Below are 24,358 nucleotides of genomic sequence, written 5' to 3' on the forward strand. Positions count from 1 at the left end.
TCCGCACCACCTGAGCTCTTACAAATTTTATCAAGAAATTTAGTATCAGAATTTTGAGGCTTCAGATCGCTATTTTACCTTCCGATAGTGAGACTACATACCCTTTTTAAATTTCGTTATAATCAACGTAAGTTATAGTATTGTTTTCTATCCGTTCATAATTTTATCATTATTAATTTCATGTAATGCACGGTTATACTATATAGCTGTCAGTTATTACTTCGTCCTTTTCATTTAAAAGGCATTCCTGTTAATTTGTGTACAAGCTGTTGAAAAAACAATGGTTTGTACAATCTAAAAAATCCCTTTCGATTAACTATTTGCTTACCCTAATAATGAAAAAAGTAGTTTTCCATTTAATTTTTCTTATTCCAATATTGGCCCGATCTACAAATCCTCCTCCTCCTGGTTTACCCGATGAACCAGTTGCGGCTCCTATTGATTCAATGCTTTTTTTACTATTTATAGTAGGCGTCGTATTTGGTAGCTATATCCTTTTTAAAAAGAGATAGGCTTTAAAATTAAAACATCCTGCACTTATTATTATTAAATCAAAAGAAATATGAAAAAAACTTTACTATTGCTAACTGTCTTATTTTCTCTTGAAGGTTTTTCTCAAATACATGTTGGTGCAAATACACCCTTTTATGTCAAAAGCCAAATACTATATGTAGGTCAGAATATAAATCTGGCTTCGAACTCCAATCTTTATTTAAGAAACAATTCCCAGTTGATTCAAGGAACAACCGGGACCTCTACAAATACAGGAACCGGGACTTTATCAATTTATCAGGAAGGAACGTCTGATAACTTTGATTATAATTATTGGTGTTCTCCGGTTGGCAGTCCCTCAACATCTACAGGCAATAACAGTTTCGGAATTACATTATTGCATCAGCCTACAACATCAACGGCTTCATCTAATCCTACAATTTTACCTATTGGAAGTTACGACGGGTTAGCCAATCCTTTAACAATAGCTTCACATTGGATTTATAAACTTACAAATGCAGACAATTACTCGCAGTGGATACAGGTGGGAAGTTCCACTGCAATTGCACCGGGCGAAGGATTTACGATGAAGGGAACTAAAGGTTCTGACAGTACAGACCCAGAAGAAACCGGAATCGTAAATAACCCGGGCACAGGTGCCCAGAGATATGACTTTAGAGGAAAACCAAACGATGGAAATATTACTGTTACAGTGGGCTCAAATAATGCTGCAACACTAACAGGAAACCCATACCCTTCCGCACTGCATTTAAATGCATTCCTTTTAGATCCAGCAAACACTGCAGCTACCGGAATCGCCTATTTTTGGCAACAGGATAAAAATGTGAATTCCCATTATCTCTCAGCTTACAGAGGAGGATATGCGGCATACTCACCTATCAGTTTAGGTTCTGCTGGCATATATACCGCCGCTACATTTAGATCTTATAACAGCGACGGAACCCCAAACAGCAATCCTCCAACTGGTACAAGTCCGGTTGTAGCAAGAAAATATGTTCCAGTCGGTCAAGGTTTTTTGATAAACGGTTCTACTAACGGAGTTGTTACATTTAAAAATTCACATCGTATCTTTTATGCGGAAGACAACAATTTGTCTCAATTCGAAAAGCCAGCTAAAAAACTAACTGGCAAAACAAATAATGTTGATAATGGAGACAATTATGATGGACCACCTCCACCGCCCCCTTTAATGCCTTATTTTAAGCTAAATACTATTATAAACAATGAGTTTACAAGACAGCTTGCACTAGTTTTTGTTTCAGAAGCTACAGATGGCGTCGACTGGGGTATTGATGCAAAAAATATGGATGGAGATCTTCCGCAGGACATTTCTTTCTGGATTGACAATGGAGACTATGTAATTCAGGGACTAAATTTCAACTTATCTAAAAAAATTCCGCTTTCTGTAAAAGCAGCAGTAAGTACAAAATTTAAATTTTATATCTCTGAAACTGTAGATTTTGACAAAGAACAACCAATTTATATCTATGATGCACTTGATATGTCTTACCATGATATTAGAAAATCCCCATACGAAGCTCTAGTTGAACCCGGAAAATATACAGAAAGATTTAAAATATGTTTTACGAATGGAAAACTAGGAACAAATGATAGCGTTAAAAGTATGTTTTTTATTAGTCAGGACAATAGAAACCACGTTTTAAATGCTACAAATCCAAATAATGAGATTATGAATTCATTTGCACTTTACGATATACTTAGTAGAGTTGTGATTACAAAAAATAATTTAGGCGCCGAACAAAATTTTAGCTTTTCAACTTCAGGGTTGAGTTCTGGAATATACATCGCAACATTCGTAACAGCAAATAATGCAAAAATAACACAGAAAGTCATTATTTCCAACTCTAGTAATTAAAGCCTTCTTTATCCATTTCTTAAATAAATTTTAAATATTCAATAACTGCAATTATGATAATAAAATCTACTCTACAAAAAAATAGAATTGCAATACTATTTTTCTTCTTTATAACATTTATAACAAATGCTCAAATCGGTATCGGAACTGTTACACCAAACGCAAGCTCTGTTTTAGATATTACTTCTGTAACTCAAGGTATGCTTGCTCCCCGTATGACTACTGCTCAGCGAAATGCAATCGCAAGTCCTGCCGAAGCATTACTGGTTTATGACACCGATTTGAAAGCATTTTACTATTATAGCGCAGCAGCATGGATTGCAATTAACACGGGGGTATCAAGGCTTAATTTTAAACGCATAAAATCGACTGATAATTTAGCCACTGTCCTTGCAACTGAATTAGCCGCTGGTGGCGGAGCTAAATACGTATTGAACACCAATACACTGTATGAAATTAACGGTACAGTAGTTTTTAATTTTCCTATTGATTTAAATAACGCATATATACAGGGTCTTGATGCCAATGAAGACATCATAACTAAAACATCTGGAACTCTTTTTGACGGAAGTACAGGTGGCAGTATCAAAGGTGTTACTATTTTGACACCCAATGCAACTGTATTTAATTTAAATGCTGCCTCATCAACCTCTACTTTCTTACTTAGAGACACTATAATTGCAAATGCAGCAAGTATTGGAACGATTGCAGGTTATGGATTAGTTTTCATGAGCGTCGTTAATTTTTCAGGAAATTTAAATGGAATAACATATACTAATATTGGTCAGTTACTATTGAGCAATCAGGCATGGTTTGTCAATAATAGTGGTACGTACGAAAAATTTACAGGAACATTTACATTAATTGAAAAACAAGGAGGCTTCTCGTTCGTTGGTCCTGGAGCATATGGTTTGGATGTGTCTACAGCTGGTCTGAACATTACTGGTGATGCTGTTATAGAATCTGTTGTTTACACTGGAGCAACACCGGCAAATTATGTAAAACCTTACGCACCCGTTTCAACATATAATGGATATAATTTTAGTAATGCCTGGACAGTAAGGGCTGCTGGAATTCCTAATGAAGCTGATACAAATGCAACAGGAGATTTTTCTATGGATGCTGAAACCGGAGGTGCTATACCACTTAACTTAAGCGCTGCTACTCCAAGTAATAGTTTAAGGATATATTCAGCAACAATACCAACTGTTTCCAGCAATTTATTTCGCTTTTCAGCGGATGGAACGTACAACCGATTAAAATATGTTGGCAAAAAGAAAAGAATCTTTCAGGTATCCGGAGCGGTCAACTTTCAAGTTCCATCAGCAGGAACCTATATTGTTCATTTATACAAAAATGGTCTACCTGTACCGCAATTTAAATTTTATGGTAGAGGAAATGCTGCAAATGATATTATAACACTTCCAATTAATGCATCAATTGAACTAAATGCAAATGATTACATCGATTTTTATTTGCAAAGATATAGTGGGAATGATGGAGCAGATGTGCTTGTTTCGAATATGACAATAATAATTAAATAAAACCATTATAACCAAAACGGAAAATTTTTTGATTCTGTTTTTTTAATTACACTCCAGATAATATATTTAAGCCTATATCAAATATGGGACATTGGTGGCAAATATGAGATAAAAAAATATCAAAGTAGTAGCTAAAGGTAATATCCGATAATGATTATACACTAAGCGATATCAATAAAAATTTTTAAAATTGGTAAAAAACCGTCTGAATTCAGACGGTTTTTTTATTCCTTGAACTTAAAAGAACCGAATTGTGTAATCAAAACAAAAAATGCTGTAAGCTAAAACTACTTTAACAACTTAATTTTAATCACTTGTAAAACACAACGATTAAATAATCAAAAATATAAAAGAAGTATGAGAACTATAACATCATCAGCCAAAAGTGGTTCAAAACCACTATTAAAAACTAATGTATCAACATTGGAAAGAATATTAATGGTAACAAGCGGAGCTTATTTAGTGTATAATGCATTATCCAATAAAAACAAAAGTATTACCAAAGCAGGTGCCGGCGGAGCAATGCTATTAAGAGGGATTTCAGGCTATTGCCCAATATATGATGCAGCCGGACATTTAATGAACGATAAATCCTCAAATATTAATATCAGATTTAATACTGTAATTAATAAACCTGTGGGTGAAGTATTTGATTTTTGGCGAAATCTGGAAAATCTGCCCAAGTTTATGAGTCATCTTGATTCTATTAAAACTATTGACGCAACCACTTCAGAATGGACAGCAAAAGGACCGGCCGGAATTGGGTCAATTTCTTGGAAAGCAAAAATAGTCAAAGACAGAAAAGATAGACTTTTAAGCTGGATCTCTCTCGAAGATTCAGCAATAAGGAATGCCGGAAAAGTAGTTTTTAAATCCCATGGAAATGCTACAGAACTTGATATCACAATTTCTTATCATGCTCCTCTTGGAATTGCCGGCGAAAGCGCTGCAAAACTTTTAAATCCGTATTTTGAAAAATTAGTAAAAAATGATGTAACAGGACTTAAAAATTATCTTGAATCAAATCACTCATGATTTACTGCATAAAATATTAAAATGTCTGCAACCAAATGCTGCAGACATTTTATTTTTCAAATTAATATAAAGTACAATGGAAGAATTCATAAACGACATCATAAACCATATTCAAGGATATTATCAGAGTCTTGTGGATATTACTCCTAAATTGCTCCTTGCAGTTTTGGTAGTTTTGATATCCTGGTTTATAGCATCAAGAGTCCGAGTGTTTGCTGATAAAAAGCTGAAGCGAAAAATGCATGATCCTTTGTTGGCCACTTTTATTGCGAACTTAATAAAAGCTGTACTAATTATAGTTGGATTTCTATTTATGTTTCGTGTTATCGGGCTTACAGGTGTTGCACAAAGTGTTCTAGCTGGCGCAGGAATTTCAGCATTCATTATTGGTTTTGCCTTAAAAGATATTGGAGAAAATTTTCTGGCAGGTATTTTACTGGCTTTTAAAAGACCATTTTCAGTAGGTGATATTATTGAAAGCAACGGAGTAAAAGGAAAAGTGGTGGCTCTTAATCTTCGAGATACCCAGATAAAAAGTGACAGCAAGAATATTTATATTCCAAATGCCTTATTAATAAAAAATACCTTGATTAATTTTAATAGTGAAGGCTATCTTCTACAGGATTTTACCATTGGTTTAGAATATGGATCAGATTATAAAAAAGCACTATCCTTGATCACTGAAGTCATGAAAGCCGATAATGAAATTGTTGACAAAGGTTATTCTAATTCTGCTGTGGTTTCCGGTATTACAGGGGGCACTATTCAGATTATTGTTAGGTACTGGGTAAAAACAGACATAAAAGTGACAGATGGCAAACATCGTTCTGAAATCGTTATCAAAGTTGCAGAAATACTAAATAACAATGGTTTCATCATTAAATAATGCTTCGATTTATTTTTAACGACAAAAAACAATCTCATAATTTCTACCAATCACTTTAGAAGTTGTTTAAAATTTGGTAGGTGATAAAGAATTCGAGTCATAGAATAGATTAATGTATTCTTAGAAAATATACTGTATAAATTGAATAATCATCTTCTTGAATCTTCAATTAAAAAAATGTTTGTTTTTGTTTCGCTTTATTTTGTTCAGATTCGTACGTTTCTTTTACCTCGAACTCTTTTAAGTGTAATAACAGTGGGCTGGTAATTTCTGTATCCGGCAAGAAATAAATATTTCTTTATTTTAACTTATAGTGTCGAAAGTAAAATTTAATTTAAAAGCATGAAATATATTTCAGCATTAGAATTTGGAAAAAGTAATTTAAAAAATCTTAACAAGAAATCATTGACCCTTTAAAATTAATTATATGATCAATAAATTTTGATCTTGAATTTCTCGATGTAAAAAATTAACTTTACTTAAAGCAAAACTTATTTTTAATAATACTTCATCTTCTTATTTAAATTTGATTTTTGGCTTTTTTTTAAAATAATAAATTTGATAAAGTTCAATGATTTTAAGATTTAACCCCTACGATACATACAAACCGCTTCTAAGTAAAAAGTTAAAATAATTATCTTACAAATCAACTTGAAAATAAGCTAATTTCTTTAAATCATTCATAAAATGGTTTGTAAATTGTTCAGTAGCCGTCACTCTTAAAGAAACGTTAAAACATTAGTTTTAGCGTTTCTTTTTATGCCTTGTTCACATAATTTAACCCACTTTAACTTATAAAAACAAACGGTTTGTAAATCCAGTTAAGTTAACTCTACAGTATACAAACCATCTTTAAAACTCTGTAAACATTGATATTATAAAAAATCATTACCTTCATCTTAACATTAATTTAAGTTTATGGAAATTGAAGAAGAAAAATATAGAGGAAAAATTACAGCTAATAAAGCTCAAAAAATGCTTAGTGATGAAGGAAAGAATGTTACTCTGGAAGAAGCAGAAGAGATTTTAGAATTTCTACAAAAAATCGCATATGTTCAAGTAAGAAAATTTCTAAACGAAAAAGATGAAGATACGTAATCCCAAAATTGACTTGATATCCAAAAAAAGACTAATAGAAGATAAAATATAAACAGAGTATTAATTTGAATTTGGTGCAGAATCGGTGCATTAGTTCAAAACACTGAATAAAAGCAATTTATAAGCTTTAGATTGAATCATTACTAAAAAAAATCCTATATATCTTCGTTCTAATTCACTACGTTCTTGCTTTACATACTCGAATATTACAAATTAAAAAACAGCCAATTCGACCAAAAGTTAATTTCACTCCCAGAAATTAACTTTTCGGTTATGAACAAAATAAAATACTTTGAGATACAATTAAGATACAAATTAATAGATCATTACCAAAGGCAGAAGCGATACTTTGAGTTTTATGGCAGAATCGTGGCGCATAACTCTTCACATGACACTTAATTCCTTAAAATCAAACTCTTCTCTACCTATATTCGAATAACAGAGCGTCCCTCTTCAAAATTAAAAACAATTAAATTATTCAAAAAAAATAGGTAGACTACTATTCTTATTGAGTATTTATAGATTTGTTGTTCTAATGATGCAAAAAAATGGTTTATTTCTCTTTTATGAGGTGACTATTTTACTTAATATTCCTTCGAATTCTGCTCAGAGATTGTGGTGTTATTTCAAGATATGAAGCAATGTCACTTAGCGATACACGAGATGCAATATCAGGCTGCTGCTCCTTAAATTTTCTATATTTAGTTGTCGAATCATGTCCCAGATAACTATTCCGGATCAGAATCTTGTCTAAAAGAGTTTGTTGAATAGTTTGTGCTATAATTGATTCAATAGCAGGAATCTTTAAATAAAGTACTTCCAGTTGTTTTTTTGAAATTCTAAAAACCCGGGTATCACAAGCTGCCTGGATGCTTTCTGTAGCAATTGTCCCATTCTTGAAATTGTTTAAAATCGTGCAAAATTGATTTTCTTTTAAAAAGAAGTGGGTCACATTATTACCTTTTTCATTATGGACTAAAATTCTGAGGATACCCGAACTGATAAAGAATAATTCATCTGGTACATGCCCAGAATGAAAAAGATAATCTCCTTCCTTATGGCTGCTTTCTATTAAATATTCTGAAATTAATTCTTTTTCATTTTCTTCAAATACATGATACTGCTGCAAAAAAGAAATGAGGCTATTAGTTATGACTGGCATGTTAATCCAAATTAGTTAGGCAATCAAAATTATAACTTAATTTTGAATAATACCTGACAAAAAACCCGATTCGTTTTTACCATTTGTTAAGTGTCGTAAGTTTTATTTTCAGGAGATTTGCAATCATAATTAAATAACGGGAATTAAAGAAATATCGATAATGCCAATTGCTCTTTTTAATTATTACTAATCTCCATTTATCTAAATTTAATTTTATGAATACAAATTTAAAAACCCTTTCAGGTAAGAAAATCATTTTATTGGGTGCCAGTTCCGGCATTGGATTAGCTACTGCTATCGCTGCTTCGCAAGAGGGAGCAAAAGTTATTATAGTATCTAGTAACCAGGATCGCATCAATGATGCTCTAAGTCAGCTACCTAAAAATTCAGAAGGCTTTGCTATAGATTTAAGCAAGGAGGATAATATTGAAAGCTTCTTTACGAAAATTGGAAATTTTGACCATTTGGTTTATACAGCTGGTGAGAATCTTCAATTAAAACTTATTAGTGAAACTGATATTGATACGACAAAATCTTTTTTTGACCTGCGTTTCTGGAGTTCGGTTGCGGCGGTAAAATATGCTACGCCTTTTATAAATCAGGGTGGTTCTATTTCCCTGACTAGTGGAACCGCCAATGCACGTCCGGGAGCAGGATGGTCAGTGGCTTCGGCCATATGCGGAGCCATGGAGGCTTTTGTAAGGGCTATGGCTGTTGAATTAGCACCTATTCGGGTTAATTGTGTAGTGCCGGGTGTTTTAAAAAGTAATTTGTGGGATGCAATGTCCGAAGCCGATCGCGAGGATATGTATAGGTATTATGCAGATACTCTCCTCCTGAGAAGAGTGGGAGAAACTGAAGATGTTGCCGAAGGATTTTTATATCTGATGAAACAACAGCACGGAACAGGACAAAGCCTGGTTATCGATGGCGGGACATTGTTAATATGAAACAAAAAGCGAATTAAAAGCCGGTAATTACCGGCTTTTGTTAATAATAGCATAAAATGAAGCTTCCCATAAATTCTAATTTCAAACCGTTAAACGGCAAGACAGAATACCAGTATATTTTACCTATAAGTCCCAGTGGTTTAAAAGTAGCATCCTGATATAAGGTATTGTTGATTATTTTAAATTGCAGCCACGCTTCGCCCGAAAGTTTTATTTATGCATACAAAATCAGTTTACCTTCCTTCTTATTGGCTTATATTACTTTCCCGAAATCCAGTGCATATCCTGCATGTATTTGCTTCCAAATTTTATAATATTACGATAAAAGCCTAATATCTAAAAGATATCAGGCTTTACTTCAAAAAACAAATACTTAAATTAAGTAATTAAAAACTTAAACAAAATTCGAAAAACTTACAGTATTTAATAAAATTCGAATTTTAAAAACACATAACTCATATTCCATTTAAATTTCATAAAAGTTAAATTTTAATTTTTAACATCATTTTTTCAATTCTGGAAAACGAAATTTCAGGATTAGCTCCAGGAGATTCAGCCACTAATGCACCAACTGCACAAGCAAAATCAATTGAATACTGAGGGGCTTTTCCACTTAATAATGAAGCTATCAAAGCCGCCAGAAATGAATCTCCGGCACCTACGGTGTCAGCAACTTCAACAGGATATCCCTCATTTTCATAAAGTTGGCCTTCCCACATCAGCAAAGCTCCGTGTTTTCCCCTCGTTACACACATTCCCTTTACTTCGCTTTTTTCAGCTATAAAATTCATATTGTCTTTCAGACTTGTAAACGGCGAGGACATAGCAGCAGTAATTTCTAATAATTCCTCATCATTAAACTTTATAAAATCAGCTGATTGCATGAGGCGTTCCAGCATTTCATACGAATAGTGCGGTTTTCTTAAATTCACATCAAAAACCTTATAGACTTTTTTTTGCAGCATTTCCTCTAATGCCTGTCTTGAAACGTCATCTCGGCAAACTAAACTGCCATAAATTAAAACATCCGCATTAGCAACTGAATTCCTCGCCAAATCATTCAATTCAATTTTATCCCATGCAGACGGGTAACTGATTTCATAACTTGCCGATCCGCGCTCATTTAAGGTTACGTTGACCAAACCAGTCGGAAAATCTTCTGAAACTACAATCGTATCGGTTTCAAGCCCCATTTTTTTTACCTGACTTTTTATCTCTTTTCCGTCTTCATCATTTCCAACACAGCTTATCATAGTCACTTCACAACCAAGCGATTTCATACGAAGTGCTACATTCAATGGTGCTCCTCCAATCTTTTTCTCATTAGCAAAAACATCCCAAAGCACTTCTCCGTATGCCACCACCTTAAGGTTTTTTCCGTTATTCATTCTAAAATTATTTTATTATTAATTTCTATTCAGGTTGGGTTATCTGAAGATTTGAGATTGTGCTCGTTTGTCCTTCAGCAATTAATCCCCATTTGTTTTTATCTCTTCCGTAAATACGGTTTGTCAGAGCTGTTTTCCCATCGATATACACTACCACAACACTTCCTTCGGCAATTATTTCTACATCATATTTTATATTAGTCTTGAATGCAAATGGCAAGCGTGTTACTTCCTGCAAAGCCGAATTATAACCGCTTATTTTACTATTAGCAATATCAAAAACAACTTTATAATAACTTCCAGTATCATTGGTATGAAAAACAAATCCACTTGTTCCTGAAGCTTTGGTTAAAGTAACTTCTGCTTTTATTTTGACTTTCTTTCCAATGCTTTTAAAAATAACCGATGCTTTTTCTGCTTCTCCAGATAAAGAATAAGTTCCATTGTTAGCAGTTGCATTCGCTGAAATTGCATCTACTTCTGCAGTAGTATTTTTTTTCGAAAATAAATCTTTCACCGATTTGGGAGATTGAGTTCCCAAAGTTCCGTCAGAATTCTGAACCAATTCATGAATGACCATATTTCCTGCCCAATCTTTATTTCCTAAATCATTATCAGGCGTTTTTCTGGCATTCCATCCAAAAACATATCTTTTATTTCCGTCAGAAGCTGTTTTTCCTGCATAAAAATATTCTCCATCAATCCTGTCATTTTCCGGTTTTGTCCACGGACCGTTGATAGATGGCGCCAATCGATAATGCGTTCCTTTGTTGTTGCTCCAATTCTCAGAAAAAATTAAATACCAATTACTTCCCATTTTGAAAATATCCGCACATTCCATCATTAGATAATTATCCTCGGTAGTTGTAGTATATAACGGAGCTTCAACATTCCATTTTCCTGATGCAGGATCAGCGCTTGTAAAATGTAACAAAACGGCTTTTCTTCCAGGTTCTGTTTGTGTACTCACTAACATTGAATATTTTTTCAATTCATCATTATAAAACACATGCGGATCTCTGAAATCATAGTTGTAATATCCCGCCGGAGCTGTAATTTTAAAAGATGGAACTTTTGTCCATTTTTTCAAATCGCTGCTGGTTGCACATAACACACTTTCTCTTGCATTCGACTGTGCAAAAGCCGGATTTTCATTGTGCCCTGTATAATAAAAATAATAAAGATTGCCCACTTTGACAACTGACCCGGTGCCAATGGCAAAATCCGGTTCAAGCGTTGTGCCATAAGGAATTGTTTGACCTTCATAAGTAAAATGGGCCAAATCTGTGCTCTGATATTCATGAATATCATGAAATCCTTTTCCCGCAGGTTTATTCTGCGCATCATGCAGAAAGTAAATGTGAAATTTTCCGTTATCGAAAAAAGGCATAATATCTCCGGTATAACCAGCACTGTAATATGGGTCGTTTGCACCCATCCATTGCGCGGGCGGAACAGGAAAAACACTTGTTATTTCAGAATTGCCTCCTGAAATCGAACCTCCTATATAATTTTCATCCTGACTGCACGAAGCCAGTGAAAAGAAGACAAAGGCGATTGTGATTATATTTCTATATTTCATTTTTATTAAATTCAAAGTGATTTATTTTGCCGCTAAATAATTGATACTATTTTGTGTCAGCAATTTAATGTTTGTAATAAACTCATTTGCCTGACTTGGCACTCCACTGCTGTTGGTTTCATTGTACCAATCGTAAGCTCCCATAGAAATTACAATTACATTTTTATTCGTACTTGTATTTGGGAATTCTGCAATTGTAACTCTTCCGTTCAATTCATTATCCCAGGCTTCACTTGCCAGATTGGTTCCTCCTGTTTGGTTTCTCCAACCTTCTCCATTATTGTATCCACCCCATTCTGGTAAAAACCACCATGCTGTATGATTTAATCTGAAAGTTCCGCTTTGCAATAAATTGGCTTTTCCGGATTCAAAAGTGGTTAGGCCTTGAAATATTGGGTGGCCTTCATGACCAACAAATGACATTCCCCATGAATTACCGTCTACAAATCCATTTGGAGGAAAATCACCAAAAACATTATTTGGTCCTTTTCCTGAAGGAACAATTCCTAAAGCATCAACATATTGCGAAGCAAAAGAAGTCAAAAGCAGGTTTCCTCCATTTGTTCTGAAATTTTTCAATGCATTTGTAACCGCAGGATTATAAGCTACAGAAGGTAAATTTGTAGCCGAATCAAAGTGCCACCAAATCACATCGATATCGCTTAAATCAGCACCGCTTTGTACACTTTCAAACGAAATATATTTAGCCCCCGGAAAATTATCAAACAGCCAGTTTGAAGCCGTAACTTCATCCATGTTTGTAATTCCCGATCTTGTAGCCGCAGTTCCTAAAAATGCAACTGTTAATCCTGTAACCGGAACTCCTACATTTGCTGTATAGTTAACGCTTTTGCCATTCGATGTTATTACAAAAGTGACTGCATTTGTAAAATCAATTGTTGCGCCCGAAGCAGGTGAAATTGTAACACCCGTTGTAACTTCGATTACGGGTTTAAGCGCTCTTAAATCAGTATCTTCAGTCAAAGTCATATTAATCGTTTTATTAATATCGTTTACAGTAGCTGCAACACCATTTATCTTAAAACTCTTAATCGGACTTAAAACAGTTGTGGTTACTGTATAATCTTTATATAAATTTCCATTAATTACTCTGAATTTAACCGGATTTGTAAAATTCATTGCTGAATTTAATTCTGGATTGGACGTTGCTCCTTCTTCAAAAACAACTTCCGGCTTTATAGCTGTTATATCTGATCCGTAAGGCATTACAACAGTAATTTTTCCTGTTGTCTGATCAATGCTTCCTGAAACTCCGTTTAGTTTGAAGGAAAGTACATCTGAAGGCGAACTCACGTCAAATCCGCCAGTTTCAAAATTATTTTCGCAGGCAGTAATTATAAAAATCATTGCCAGTATTATAGATACTTTGGTCCAATATTTATTTAAAGCTTTTTTCATATTGCTGATTCTTTAAGGATTAATAACCTGGATTTTGTTTGTACAATCCCTGACTGAAATTAATTTGTTTCAACGGAATTGGGCAATATTCTTCTTTATGCGCATCAAAAAAAGCATCCTGATAATAGGTACGTTTTGTTTTTTCTTTTGCATAAAAGTCATTCATAACCTGATCTGTAATTCCCCAGCGAACAAGGTCAAAAAATCGGCTTCCTTCCATAGCCAATTCTAAACGACGTTCCCAGCGTAAAGCTTTACGGGCAAAATCCTGGGTCCAATTGCAATTTACGCCATCTACATAGGTATTGATTTTGAAGTTTTTCACGTAAGGCAGTCTTCCTGTGCTTTGCGCTGCCCTTTCTCTGATTTGATTAATTAACGGCAAAGCTTCAGATTGTCTTCCTAATTCAATCAAGGCTTCGGCACGCATTAAAATCACATCAGCATAACGAATCTGAATTCTGTTTTTTGAATTTCCGTAAAAAGGATCAATATTTACAACACAACTGCAATTTGGGGCAACATTTTCCTTTAAAGAAGCAAAATAGCCATAGGTTCCCGGAGATCTTACCCAAGCTTCAACATACAGAAATTCAGGGTCATATTTATAAGGCAGACCTGGCATCGCAACCGTATGATACAATCTCGGATCAACAGTATTGGCGTCTATATTTTTATAATCAAAATCTTCATTGTTGTAAGTATCAAACTCTGGTAAACCATTTGCTCCAGTTTTAAAAGCATTTACTAAATTCTGACTTGGCTTATGAAAATCACAACAGCCTAAACCTTGTGGCGTTGAAAGAACGTCTGAGAAATTCAATCTTCCGTAAAGCGTTCCGTCATTATCAGAAAATTGGATTGAGAAAATAGATTCCGGCCCGTTTTCGTAAGTTCCAGGCAGGAAGTTGTTTGCAAAATCAGGTTCTAAAGAAGCTTTTCCAACTACTTTATCTGTTGCCGCGATCACTTCCTGTAGATGCTGCTGGTTTATACCTGTAACTTTGAATGTTTCATCCTGTGTGTACGCCTGATACAATCTTGTTTTTGCCAAATAAGCATAAGCCGCTTTTTTAGTGGCACGCCCCACCTGTGGCTGTGTATCTGGCAAATTATCTGCTGCAGCCTGAAAATCTTCAGCAATTTTATTCCAAAGTTCTTCGTTTGAAAGTGCTTTGTTTGAAATCGTTTTATAATCTTCTACCGGAATATCTTCTGTGATATAAGGTACATTTCTAAACATGATTTTCAGCATAAAATAAAAATGCCCTCTCAAGAAACGCATTTCAGCCATTCTCGTTTTCTTCAACGGATAATCTGCTTCTGAGATTTGTTCTAAAGCTTTCAACGCTTTATTGGCTCTTGAAACACCAACATAACTGATATACCAGAAACTATCCAATTCTCCAAAATCCGGACGAATGTTATTTGAAACTTCAAAAAAGTGAAAATCCTGAATGTCATTTGTACCGCTTCCGCCTTTATAAGCATCATCTGAACGAACATTACCAAAAGGCCACAAACTGTACGGAGAATCATAATGATCATTTCCTAACTGTGCATAAGCTGCATTCATAAATCCTTCAACCGACTGCGGTGTAACAATATCTTCTTCTGACAACACACCACGCGGATCATTTTCTAAAAAATCGGAACAGGAAGCAAAGAAACCCATCACTGCAAATCCTGCTATATATAGTATTTTTTTCATATTAATATAATATTTGTCTTTTATTGGAATATGGAATCGCCATTCTTTCTTATCATTTCCCATTTCGAATTATGGCGATTTCATTTTTTTAATCTTTTGTTATAAAGTAAAATTAAGACCAGCCGTAAAAGTTGTCGGCTGAGGATATCCAAAACCAGCATTTTCCGGATCAACTCCTGTGAAGCTTTTAGCATCAATAATCAACAAATTCTGTCCGCTGATGTAAAGTCTAAAACTTTCCATATTCAATTTCTTCAGTAATTCTTTAGGAAAACTATATCCAAACTGCAAAACTCTAAGTTTAAGATAATTTCCATTTTCTACGTAATAAGTTGAAAATCTAGACTCTGCATTTCTATCAACAGTTGTCAGCGCAGGGATTGTAGAATTTGGATTGTCTAAGGACCATGCATTCAGCAAACGAGTTCCTTTGTTTGATCCCACATCATCAACGCTCCAGAAATCAGTCTGATATTTGGTGTTATTGATAACATCCACGTCGCTTGCACCTTCCCAGAAAGTAGTGAAATCAAAGTTTCTATAAGCTAAGTTTAAATTAATTCCATACAACAATCCCGGATTTGGATTTCCGATCCATGTGCGGTCTTTATCTGTAATTGTCCCGTCTCCATTTAAGTCTTTGTAACGAATTCTTCCAAGTCCTTTTCCTTCCTGATTTGCCGAATTATCAACCTGATCCTGGCTAGTAAACAACCCGTCAGTAACATAACCGTACATCGAATTAATTGGTCGTCCTAAAATATTATCATTCAGTCCGTCGCCACCGTAATTATTTTTTACTTCATCCGGCAGTTTTGTAATCTTATTTTTGTTTGCCGAAATGTTTCCGGAAATATCATATTTCAGTCCAAATGAAGTTTCGTCATGATAGCCTAGAGAAAACTCCCAACCTTTATTTTCCATAGAAGCTCCGTTTACCCATCGGTTTCCGCCTTCTCCAATAACTCCTAAATAAGGTGGCAATACCAAAATATCATCTGTTTTCTTGATATAATAATCTACAGATCCGCTTAATTTTTGTTTGAATAAACCAAAGTCCAAACCAATGTTGGTCTGCGTAGTGGTTTCCCATTTCAAATCATCATTTCCTGATTGTGTTGCAATAAAACCAGATGGAAGTAATCCGTTTCCGTTTCCTGCAATATCATAAGCTGTTCCGTAAGACGTTGCCCAAGTTGGACTTCCGCCTGCGTAACTTGCCAGATAAAGCGAGTAAACTGCCGTATTGCTGATTTCTTGATTTCCGGTTTGTCCCCAGCCTGCTCTTAATTTCAAGTCTGAAAAAACAGGAGCACTATTTTTAATGAAGTTTTCATTGCTGATTCTCCACCCCGCTGAAACTGCCGGAAATGTCCCGAATTGATTGTTTTTTCCAAAACGAGAAGAACCATCACGACGAATTGTTGCCGAAACCAAATAGCGATTATCAAACTCGTAATCTGCTTTTCCAAAATAAGAAAGCAAAGAATATACAGTCGAAGTTCCGCTGGTAAAAGATTCTCCAGTTCCTGCATCTGGATACATATAATCCGGCGTTTCGATCAAAAAGTCATTTTTACGTAACGTGTTTGTATCATAAGTATCTTTATACATCTCCGTTCCCGCCATCAAATTAAGATTGCTTTTTCCAAAATTTAAGCTGTAAATTGCTGTATTCGTCCAAGTCCATTTGTCGCTGATTGACTGATCGATTGTAACAGACGTTTGATCGTTTTGCAGATAACCTGATTTGTAGCTTCTTTGCAGCGTACGTTTTTTGTAAAAACCATAATCCATTCCGAAACTGGTTTTGATGTGCAGATTTTTAATGATTTCCAAATCCGCGTAAGCGTTACCAAAAAGACGTAAATAATCGTATTTGTTATCTTTATTATATTCTAAAAGACGAACCGGATTTTGTCTGTCGTTCATACCACCAACTGGCCCTCCCCAGCCTATTCCGTCTACAGTGTGCACCGGAATAATTGGTAGAGCTCTAAGTGCAGGATCTAAAACGCCCGGATCTGTTACTTCGTTCGTACGGTTTAAACTGAAGTTTTCTCCGATAACTAATTTGCCATCAAAATATTTATAAGAACTGTTCATTCTCGCAGAAATTCTTTCGAAATCTGTTGTTTTTACAACACCTTCATTTCCATAATAACCTAACGAGAAAACATAATTTCCTTTATCAGAAGCATTCGATACAGACAAATCATAAGAATTGGCAACTCCAGTTTGAGAAATCGCATCGTACCAATCTGTATTTGAAGCTTTAATGGTTTGTTGCGCATCAAGATATTCCGGAACCAAAACTTTGTTCAATTGCGGTTTGTTGTTATTAACCGACCAGTCAAATTGATAACGCAAATTATTATTATTCGGATTTATGCCATCATTAATATTTGCCTGCCAAAGTGCCTGTCCAAACTGGTTTGCGTTTAGGACATCTAACTTTCTTGAATAATCAGAAAAGGAAGCATAGGTACTGAAATTGATTCTCATTTTACCTTCTTTACCTTTTTTGGTTGTAATGATGATTACTCCGTTTGAAGCTCGGGAACCATAAATACTCGCTGAAGAAGCATCTTTCAGAACCTGAATCGTTTCAATATCATTAGGATTTAATTCATGCATTCCAGATTTTGTCGGCATTCCGTCAATAACGTAAAGCGGATCTGTGTTGTTCAAAGTTCCAACACCACGAATTACCACTTTTGTATTTCCTCCGCTCGGCGAACCATCTGAAGATACTTTTACTCCGGCAATTCTTCCCTGCAAAGCTTTGATTGGGTTTGGCTCCGGCTGCTTCATGACTTCCTTCATGTTCACAACGGCAACTGCTCCGGTGATATCCGTTTTCTTTTGTTTGGAGTATCCTGTTACTACAACTTCATTTAGCTGGTTGTTGTCTACTTTTAAAGTTACATTGATCGTTTTTTGGCCTTTAACAGGAATAGATTGTGGAGCATATCCTATAAAGGAAACTACAAGAACCGCATCTGAATTTATATTGCCGAACGAAAAATTGCCATCAAAATCTGTTACTGTACTGGTATTTGTACCTGAAATAAGTACGGTTGCTCCTGGAAGCGGCATTCCGTCATCTGCAGAAAATACCGTTCCCTTTACTCCATTTTCCTGAGCCGTCATAAGTAGCACCGGAAAGAAGAAAAATAGAAAATAAATAATTTTACTTTTCATGAGGTTAGTGGTTTTTAGTTAGTTTATATTTAATTGGTTAATTACGAGGTTATTCAATTCAATTTCCTCCTTTGAAGAAACTGATAGAGATGTAAATGGCTGGTTTGTGAAAAAGATTTCTGTTATAACTTTTTCGCCATTGTTGTAAAATATTTCAATAGAGGTTTTATCTAAAATAATTTTAAAAACACCTTCTTTTTGATTCCCGTTTAAAGCTGCTTTTGTGATCGTTGCTGCAAACTTTTCAGAGAAATCATTTTTTCCAGACTTCGAACGATCTACAAATAAATAATGATCTGAATTATTGATTCCGAAAGTCAAAGACTCACCTTTTTCATTTGAAAGCGTAAAAGTGTACGTGTCTTGTTTTATGTTTTTCAGCTTAAAATCAATAATTGCCTTAGTTAAATCAATTTTCCCTGATCCGGAAATCGAAAGATTGCCTTTTCCTTTTAGGTTTTTCTTTTTTATAGATTTAGAAACATATTTATTGATTTCTTTTACCGGATTACTGATCAGACTATAAGCATTTCCTTTTTTTATCAACTGAATTTCGCGGGCAATTGTAGTGCTGCTTCTCCATGCAAATGTTGGAACATCTTGCGCGTACTCCCAATTAGACATCCAGCCGATAAATAATCGACGTCCGTCAGCACTTGGAACATTATTCCAAGTTACACCAGCATAATTGTCTTTCCCATAATCTATCCAAACAGCCTTTTCCTGTTCTACTCTTTTGGCAAAATTTGGGTCTAATGTAAAAGTAGTTCCATCAAAATCTCCAATAAAATATTGCGTTCCGGAACCTCCATTTACACCTCCTGGATTTAAGCTCTGAATTAAAACCCATTTGGTTTCATTTGACCCTTGTACTTTTATTTCAAAAAAATCTGGACATTCCCAAACACCTCCATGTGCCCCAATATTTTTTCCGAAATCAGATAAATATTCCCAGTTTTTTAAGTCTTTGGATTTATAAAATTGAGAACGGTCCTGTGCTGCTAAAACCATAATCCATTGCTTATTCGTTTCATCCCAAGTTACTTTCGGGTCACGAAAATCTCGAATTCCAGGGTTTTTTATGACAGGATTTCCTTCCTCAAATTTCTGCCATGTAAAACCATTGTCATTCGAAAAAGCAATGTCCTGCTGCTCGACATCAATTTTATTTTCTTTTTCTTTTGTCATATCATGCAGCGTATAAATTGCTACAATTGGAGCCGTTTTCCCCGTTCCTAAACCAGAAGTATTGTTTGAATCTACAACAGCACTTCCTGAAAAAATATATCTATTCTTATCCGGGTAAATCGCGATAGGCAACTCTTCCCATTTAATGAGATCTTTACTAACGGCATGTCCCCAATGCATCGGTCCCCATTTATTTCCATCAGGAAAATGCTGGTAGAATAAATGATATTTTCCATCTGCATAGAACATTCCGTTAGGATCGTTCATCCAGCCTTTTTTTGGTGTAAAATGAAAATTAGGGCGGTACATTTGCTCCTCTGAAGATGCTGATACTGAAACAGCAGTTATTTGCGCCACAGCCGAATACGGTTTAAGTCCCCCTACTGAGAGGAGTATCGCACTATAAAATGCCAGCGGTAGATGTTTCTTTGATTTCATTTTTTTTGATATTTTTTTTGGTTAGATTTTCACTTAATACTTCTAAAGAAACTCCTTTGGTTTCTGGCATCAGAAAAATTACGAACAGTAATTGCAGCACCATCATCAATGTAAAAATTAAGAATACTACTTCCGGGCCAATTTCTGAAAATAACATCGGAATTAAAGATGGGATAATTGCTGCCAAAACCCAATGTACTGAACTCCCAAATGCCTGTCCAGAAGCCCGAATGTGATTTGGAAAAATTTCGGAAATAAAAACCCAGATAACTGCCCCTTGGCCAATGGCGTGAGAAGCAATAAATAAGAAAAGGAAAATAGGTACAGATAAGCCTCCCCAATTGAAATAAAAGGCAGCCGAAACCAATCCTAAAGAAATAATATATCCCACAGAACCAATGTACATTAACAACTTTCTTCCTAATTTGTCAATTAATGCTACGCCGATTAAAGTGAATATAAGATTCGTAATTCCGATTCCGATGCTACTTAATAAAGCCGTATTTTGTCCTAAACCTGCTTCTTCAAAAATTCTTGGCGCATAATATAAAAAGGCATTGATTCCCGAAAATTGGTTAAAGAATGCAATTAAAAAAGCCAATACTAACGGAAAACGGTATTTCTTCATGAAGATATTTTCATGTTTTGTAACACCATTTTCTCTGGAATCATCCATGATGTCTTTTAGGTCAGCAGACGGATCAATTTGAAACAGAACTTTACGAGCCTCTTCATCTCGGTTTTTAGATAATAACCATCTTGGGCTCTCTGGAATTGTAAGTATAAAAAGAATGTAAATAAAAGAAGGAATAGCCTGCACTCCTATCATCCAACGCCAGGCATTTTCTCCAATATCTTTTAAAAAGTAGTTGGAGATAAATGCAATTAAAATTCCAAGTACAATATTAAACTGATACAGCGCTACTAAACGTCCGCGTTTGTCAGCCGGAGCAATTTCGGAAACATAGGCCGGCGCTGCAATAGTTGAAGCCCCAACACCCAAGCCTCCAATAAATCTGAAAGCAGCAAATACAAATGGATCATTTGCAAAAGCAGCACCAATAGCAGAAAGAAAGTATAAAATTCCTATCCAGAACAGTGTTTTTTTACGACCTATTTTATTGGTTGGAATTCCACCAAAAATGGCACCTACAACTGTTCCCCAAAGTGCCATTGCCATAACAACAGATCCATGAAAAGCATCAGATGAATGCCAAAGAAGCTGTAGCTGTTTATCAGCTCCAGAAATAACTACGGTATCAAAACCGAATAGAAAACCTGCCAGTGCAGCAGTAACAGACCAAATCAATATCTTGTTCATTGTAGATGTATTAAAAACTTGTTGCTAAGATATCCGCAAAAAAAACAACTTATTTTTAATGATGTTACAATTTAATTCTATAAATACTGACAGTTTGATATTTAAATAACAAAAGCCTTATTTACAAGGCTTTAGATAATTTAAAATTTATTTACGAAAACCTTGTAGTTTCGATTTTGTTACATTAGGTTTAAAATTGATACCTAAATTGCATCAATTTTAAACCAATATTAATTGGAAGATTTGTATTCCTTTGGTGAAATTCCAAATTTATTCTTAAAAGCTGTAGAAAAATAGTTGGGAGAAGAGAAACCAAGTGAGTACGCAATTTCAGAAATATTCATATTATTTGACTTTAAAAGCTCTGCCGCCTTCTCCAATTTTACATTATTGATATGGTCACTTATATTAATTCCTATAATTGCTTTTACTTTTCGATACAACTGAACTCTCGAAACTCCGAGTTTATCGGCTAAATCTTCAACAGAGAATTTGGGATTTTCGACGTTTTTCTTAATGATGTCATTCATTTTGGTAATAAAGGATTGTTCCTGATTGCCAAATTTCGACTCAGGTTCAACACGATATATATTATTAGTATAGTAATAACGAAGTTTCTCTCTGTTGAAAAGCAGACTTGATATAGATTGTTTTAAAATAGACAGGCTAAAAGGCTTCGTTAGATACTGATCTACTCCACTTTGCAAGCCTTTTAAAACTGATTCTTTATTACTTTGCGCTGTTAAAATAATAATAGGAATATGTGATGAACGCAAATCTTTTTTCAATTCTTTACTGATTTCGTAACCGTCTTTGTCTACCAAATTAATGTCACAAATGATAATATCAGGAACAATTTCCATTGCTTTTTCAATAGCATCGCTTCCGTCAGAAGTATAAATGACATATTCATAAGATAATTTAGCTTTTAAAAATGAAACCAAATCTATATTGTCTTCTATAACCAAAAGTGTATGTTTTTCAGATTCAGAAATTACATTTTTCTCATTCAAATCAGATTCTATATCAAGATTATCTGTAATTAAACTTGGTGTTTCATTTAGTTTTTCAGCTTTATTTATAATTTCAGAAGGCTGTAAATGGCTTACTCCTTTCAATAAGGTAATTAAGAATTCGCTTCCCTGTTTTGATTTCAATTCTATCGTTCCCTGATGTAAGAGCACAAACTCTTTTGAGAGATGAAGTCCAATTCCCGAACTGTTTTTATTATTATTTGAAGCCCTGAAAAAAGGATTAAAAACATTCGATAATTCATTTTCGGGTATTCCGATTCCAGAATCTTTAAAACTGATTTTAACTGTATTATCTTGATTGTCGATAATTGAAATGCTGATTTTTCCGTTATCGGGTGTAAATTTAAAGGCATTAGAAAGCAAATTGAAATACACTTTATCCATCAATCCTCTATCGATAAACAATTCCAAGTTTTTATTTTTGCAAGTAAGCTGAAAATCAATATTTCTTCGGGCAGCTTCGCCTTTAAAATTAGCCATGACTTCATTTGTGAAATCGTAAATTTTTGTATTGGAAGCTCTAAGTGCAAATTTTTGTTCTTCAATCTTCCTGAAATCCAACAATTGATTTATTAATCTGAGCAATCGATTTGAGTTTTTATGAATTAGTTTTACTTCGTCAATCAGTGCTGTACCTTTAATTTTTTCATTTTCAATCAACGACTCTACATAACTCATAATAAGCGTTATGGGTGTTTTAAATTCATGCGAAAGTCCAGTAAAGAAATTCAATTTTGCTTCGTTGCTTCTTTGAGCAATTTGAGCCATTTCCTGAATTTCATTATTCTGATCAATTACGGTTTGATTAATTCTTTCAAGCTGTTTTTTCTTTCTTGAAATAGAAATAGTTGAATAAATACTATAAATCGTCAAACTCAAAATAATCACTAAGAAAAAACTCAGCAACCGAACCAAGTTATTCTGCGAAGCATATTCTCTTTCCTGAACCTTTATCGCTCCCTGTTGTGACTCAATAACTGTTTGCTGTTGATCGACTTTATCCATTTGATTTTCGATAATTTCAGCATTATTCTTATCTATTACAATTGTATTTAGAATATTATTTTTTGCAATTGCTTCTTTATTGTACATTTTTAAAGCCAATTTCAACGCTTCATTTCCTCCTGTCGGATATAGTATTGTACCGTCTAAAACTCCGCTTTTTACCAATTCTATCCCCCCATTTACTGTATTGAGTCCGTCAACACCAATAAATTTGATTTTCTTTTCTAAACCAACAGTTTTGGCAGTTTCCCAGGCACTTAAAGCCATACGATCATTATGAGCAAAAATATATTCGATGTCATGATTTTGTAAAAGAATTGCTTTTAAAGGCACTTTGACTGACTCTTTTTCCCAATCGCCATTTATAGTGTTTTCGATCTTAAAACGCTTATTTTCTTTGATAATCTGATCAAATCCAAGACTACGTTCATATGCTGGTGAAGAACCGTTTGCTCCTGTTATTTCAATGATTTTGCCAGAACCTTTACTGTGAGAGATAATATATCGGGCAGCAATTCTGCCAATTTCGATATTATCAGCTCCAAGATAAGCAGTATAGCTTTCTCCCTCAATTTTTCGATCTACAACAAGAACAGGAATTCCTGCCTTTATTGATTTTTCTACAACTGCAGTCAAAGGTTTAGATTGAATTGGAGAGACAATAATAACATCAACTTTATTAGATATGAATCTTTCAATATCTTCTATCTGTTTCTCGATATTATTATTGGCGTCTTTTATAGTTAAATCTACCTCAGGCCGCAATGAAGCTTCAATCTTCATTGAGCTGTTCATTTGTTTACGCCAATCATCTGTAGTCATAGCCTGAGAAAATCCAACTTTTATTTTATCGCTCAGTTTTTGTTTGCAGGAAATTAAAGTTAATGATGCTAAAAAAAGCAGCAAAATATATTTTACAGTTTGATACATGAAATTATAAGTTTATGTAAATGAAAGTGACTTTCGAAAATACCTTCTTAAACCAGTAACTTGCCAAAATAATT

16 protein-coding genes are annotated in these 24,358 nt (G+C 34.5%); 6 read left to right on the top strand and 10 right to left on the bottom strand.

Going from position 1 to position 24,358, the window contains the following annotated elements:
* Window positions 1–562 precede the first annotated feature (562 nt).
* The 5 genes from ACNFIH_RS02010 (at window position 563) to ACNFIH_RS02030 (ending at window position 6,952) form a co-directional block, all read left to right on the top strand.
* Window positions 563–2,389: a T9SS type A sorting domain-containing protein gene (locus tag ACNFIH_RS02010; RefSeq protein ID WP_426485259.1), complete on the top strand. Its 1,827-nt coding sequence runs from the start codon at window positions 563–565 to the stop codon at window positions 2,387–2,389.
* Window positions 2,390–2,442: 53 nt separating this feature from the next.
* Complete coding sequence (locus tag ACNFIH_RS02015) at window positions 2,443–3,933, top strand: hypothetical protein (RefSeq protein WP_426485260.1); 1,491 nt, start codon at window positions 2,443–2,445, stop codon at window positions 3,931–3,933.
* Between the two features lie 357 nt (window positions 3,934–4,290).
* Window positions 4,291–4,968 (top strand): YgaP-like transmembrane domain, encoded by a 678-nt coding sequence (locus tag ACNFIH_RS02020; RefSeq protein WP_426485261.1) that lies wholly within the window; start codon window positions 4,291–4,293, stop codon window positions 4,966–4,968.
* A gap of 76 nt (window positions 4,969–5,044) precedes the next feature.
* On the top strand, window positions 5,045–5,854 hold the full coding sequence (locus ACNFIH_RS02025; RefSeq protein WP_426485262.1) for a mechanosensitive ion channel family protein: 810 nt from the start codon (window positions 5,045–5,047) through the stop codon (window positions 5,852–5,854).
* Window positions 5,855–6,772: 918 nt separating this feature from the next.
* Window positions 6,773–6,952: a hypothetical protein gene (locus ACNFIH_RS02030; RefSeq protein WP_035644081.1), complete on the top strand. Its 180-nt coding sequence runs from the start codon at window positions 6,773–6,775 to the stop codon at window positions 6,950–6,952.
* A 580-nt stretch (window positions 6,953–7,532) separates the two neighbouring features.
* Here ACNFIH_RS02030 and ACNFIH_RS02035 read toward each other — a convergent pair.
* Window positions 7,533–8,114, bottom strand: a complete 582-nt coding sequence (locus tag ACNFIH_RS02035; RefSeq protein ID WP_133524039.1) for a Crp/Fnr family transcriptional regulator — start codon at window positions 8,112–8,114, stop codon at window positions 7,533–7,535.
* Between the two features lie 215 nt (window positions 8,115–8,329).
* Here ACNFIH_RS02035 and ACNFIH_RS02040 point away from each other — a divergent pair, with 215 nt between their 5' ends.
* A complete protein-coding gene (locus ACNFIH_RS02040; RefSeq protein WP_035644083.1) occupies window positions 8,330–9,064 on the top strand; it encodes an SDR family oxidoreductase in 735 nt (244 codons plus the stop codon).
* A gap of 40 nt (window positions 9,065–9,104) precedes the next feature.
* Here ACNFIH_RS02040 and ACNFIH_RS02045 read toward each other — a convergent pair whose 3' ends face one another.
* From ACNFIH_RS02045 to ACNFIH_RS02085, 9 genes are all read right to left on the bottom strand, one after another.
* The gene (locus tag ACNFIH_RS02045; RefSeq protein ID WP_371199613.1) at window positions 9,105–9,278 is read right to left on the bottom strand and encodes a DUF2867 domain-containing protein; all 174 of its coding nucleotides are present in this window, start codon (window positions 9,276–9,278) and stop codon (window positions 9,105–9,107) included.
* Window positions 9,279–9,546: 268 nt separating this feature from the next.
* A complete protein-coding gene (locus ACNFIH_RS02050; RefSeq protein WP_426485263.1) occupies window positions 9,547–10,452 on the bottom strand; it encodes a carbohydrate kinase family protein in 906 nt (301 codons plus the stop codon).
* A 25-nt stretch (window positions 10,453–10,477) separates the two neighbouring features.
* The gene (locus ACNFIH_RS02055; RefSeq protein WP_426485264.1) at window positions 10,478–12,034 is read right to left on the bottom strand and encodes a glycoside hydrolase domain-containing protein; all 1,557 of its coding nucleotides are present in this window, start codon (window positions 12,032–12,034) and stop codon (window positions 10,478–10,480) included.
* A gap of 21 nt (window positions 12,035–12,055) precedes the next feature.
* Window positions 12,056–13,453 carry a DUF4960 domain-containing protein gene (locus tag ACNFIH_RS02060; RefSeq protein ID WP_426485265.1) on the bottom strand — a complete coding sequence of 466 codons (1,398 nt, stop codon included), beginning with the start codon at window positions 13,451–13,453 and terminating at the stop codon, window positions 12,056–12,058.
* A gap of 19 nt (window positions 13,454–13,472) precedes the next feature.
* The gene (locus ACNFIH_RS02065; protein WP_426485266.1) at window positions 13,473–15,164 is read right to left on the bottom strand and encodes a RagB/SusD family nutrient uptake outer membrane protein; all 1,692 of its coding nucleotides are present in this window, start codon (window positions 15,162–15,164) and stop codon (window positions 13,473–13,475) included.
* 99 nt (window positions 15,165–15,263) lie between these two features.
* On the bottom strand, window positions 15,264–18,368 hold the full coding sequence (locus tag ACNFIH_RS02070; protein ID WP_426485267.1) for a SusC/RagA family TonB-linked outer membrane protein: 3,105 nt from the start codon (window positions 18,366–18,368) through the stop codon (window positions 15,264–15,266).
* 18 nt (window positions 18,369–18,386) lie between these two features.
* Window positions 18,387–19,994: a glycoside hydrolase family 32 protein gene (locus ACNFIH_RS02075; protein ID WP_426485268.1), complete on the bottom strand. Its 1,608-nt coding sequence runs from the start codon at window positions 19,992–19,994 to the stop codon at window positions 18,387–18,389.
* On the bottom strand, window positions 19,957–21,315 hold the full coding sequence (locus ACNFIH_RS02080) for a sugar porter family MFS transporter (protein ID WP_035644095.1): 1,359 nt from the start codon (window positions 21,313–21,315) through the stop codon (window positions 19,957–19,959). Before ACNFIH_RS02080 ends, ACNFIH_RS02075 begins: the two co-directional genes overlap by 38 nt.
* A gap of 230 nt (window positions 21,316–21,545) precedes the next feature.
* On the bottom strand, window positions 21,546–24,284 hold the full coding sequence (locus tag ACNFIH_RS02085) for a substrate-binding domain-containing protein (RefSeq protein WP_426485269.1): 2,739 nt from the start codon (window positions 24,282–24,284) through the stop codon (window positions 21,546–21,548).
* Between the last annotated feature and the right edge of the window lie 74 nt (window positions 24,285–24,358).

Source organism: Flavobacterium sp. 2 (assembly GCF_049949195.1).
In the GTDB taxonomy this organism is placed as follows: Bacteria; Bacteroidota; Bacteroidia; order Flavobacteriales; family Flavobacteriaceae; genus Flavobacterium.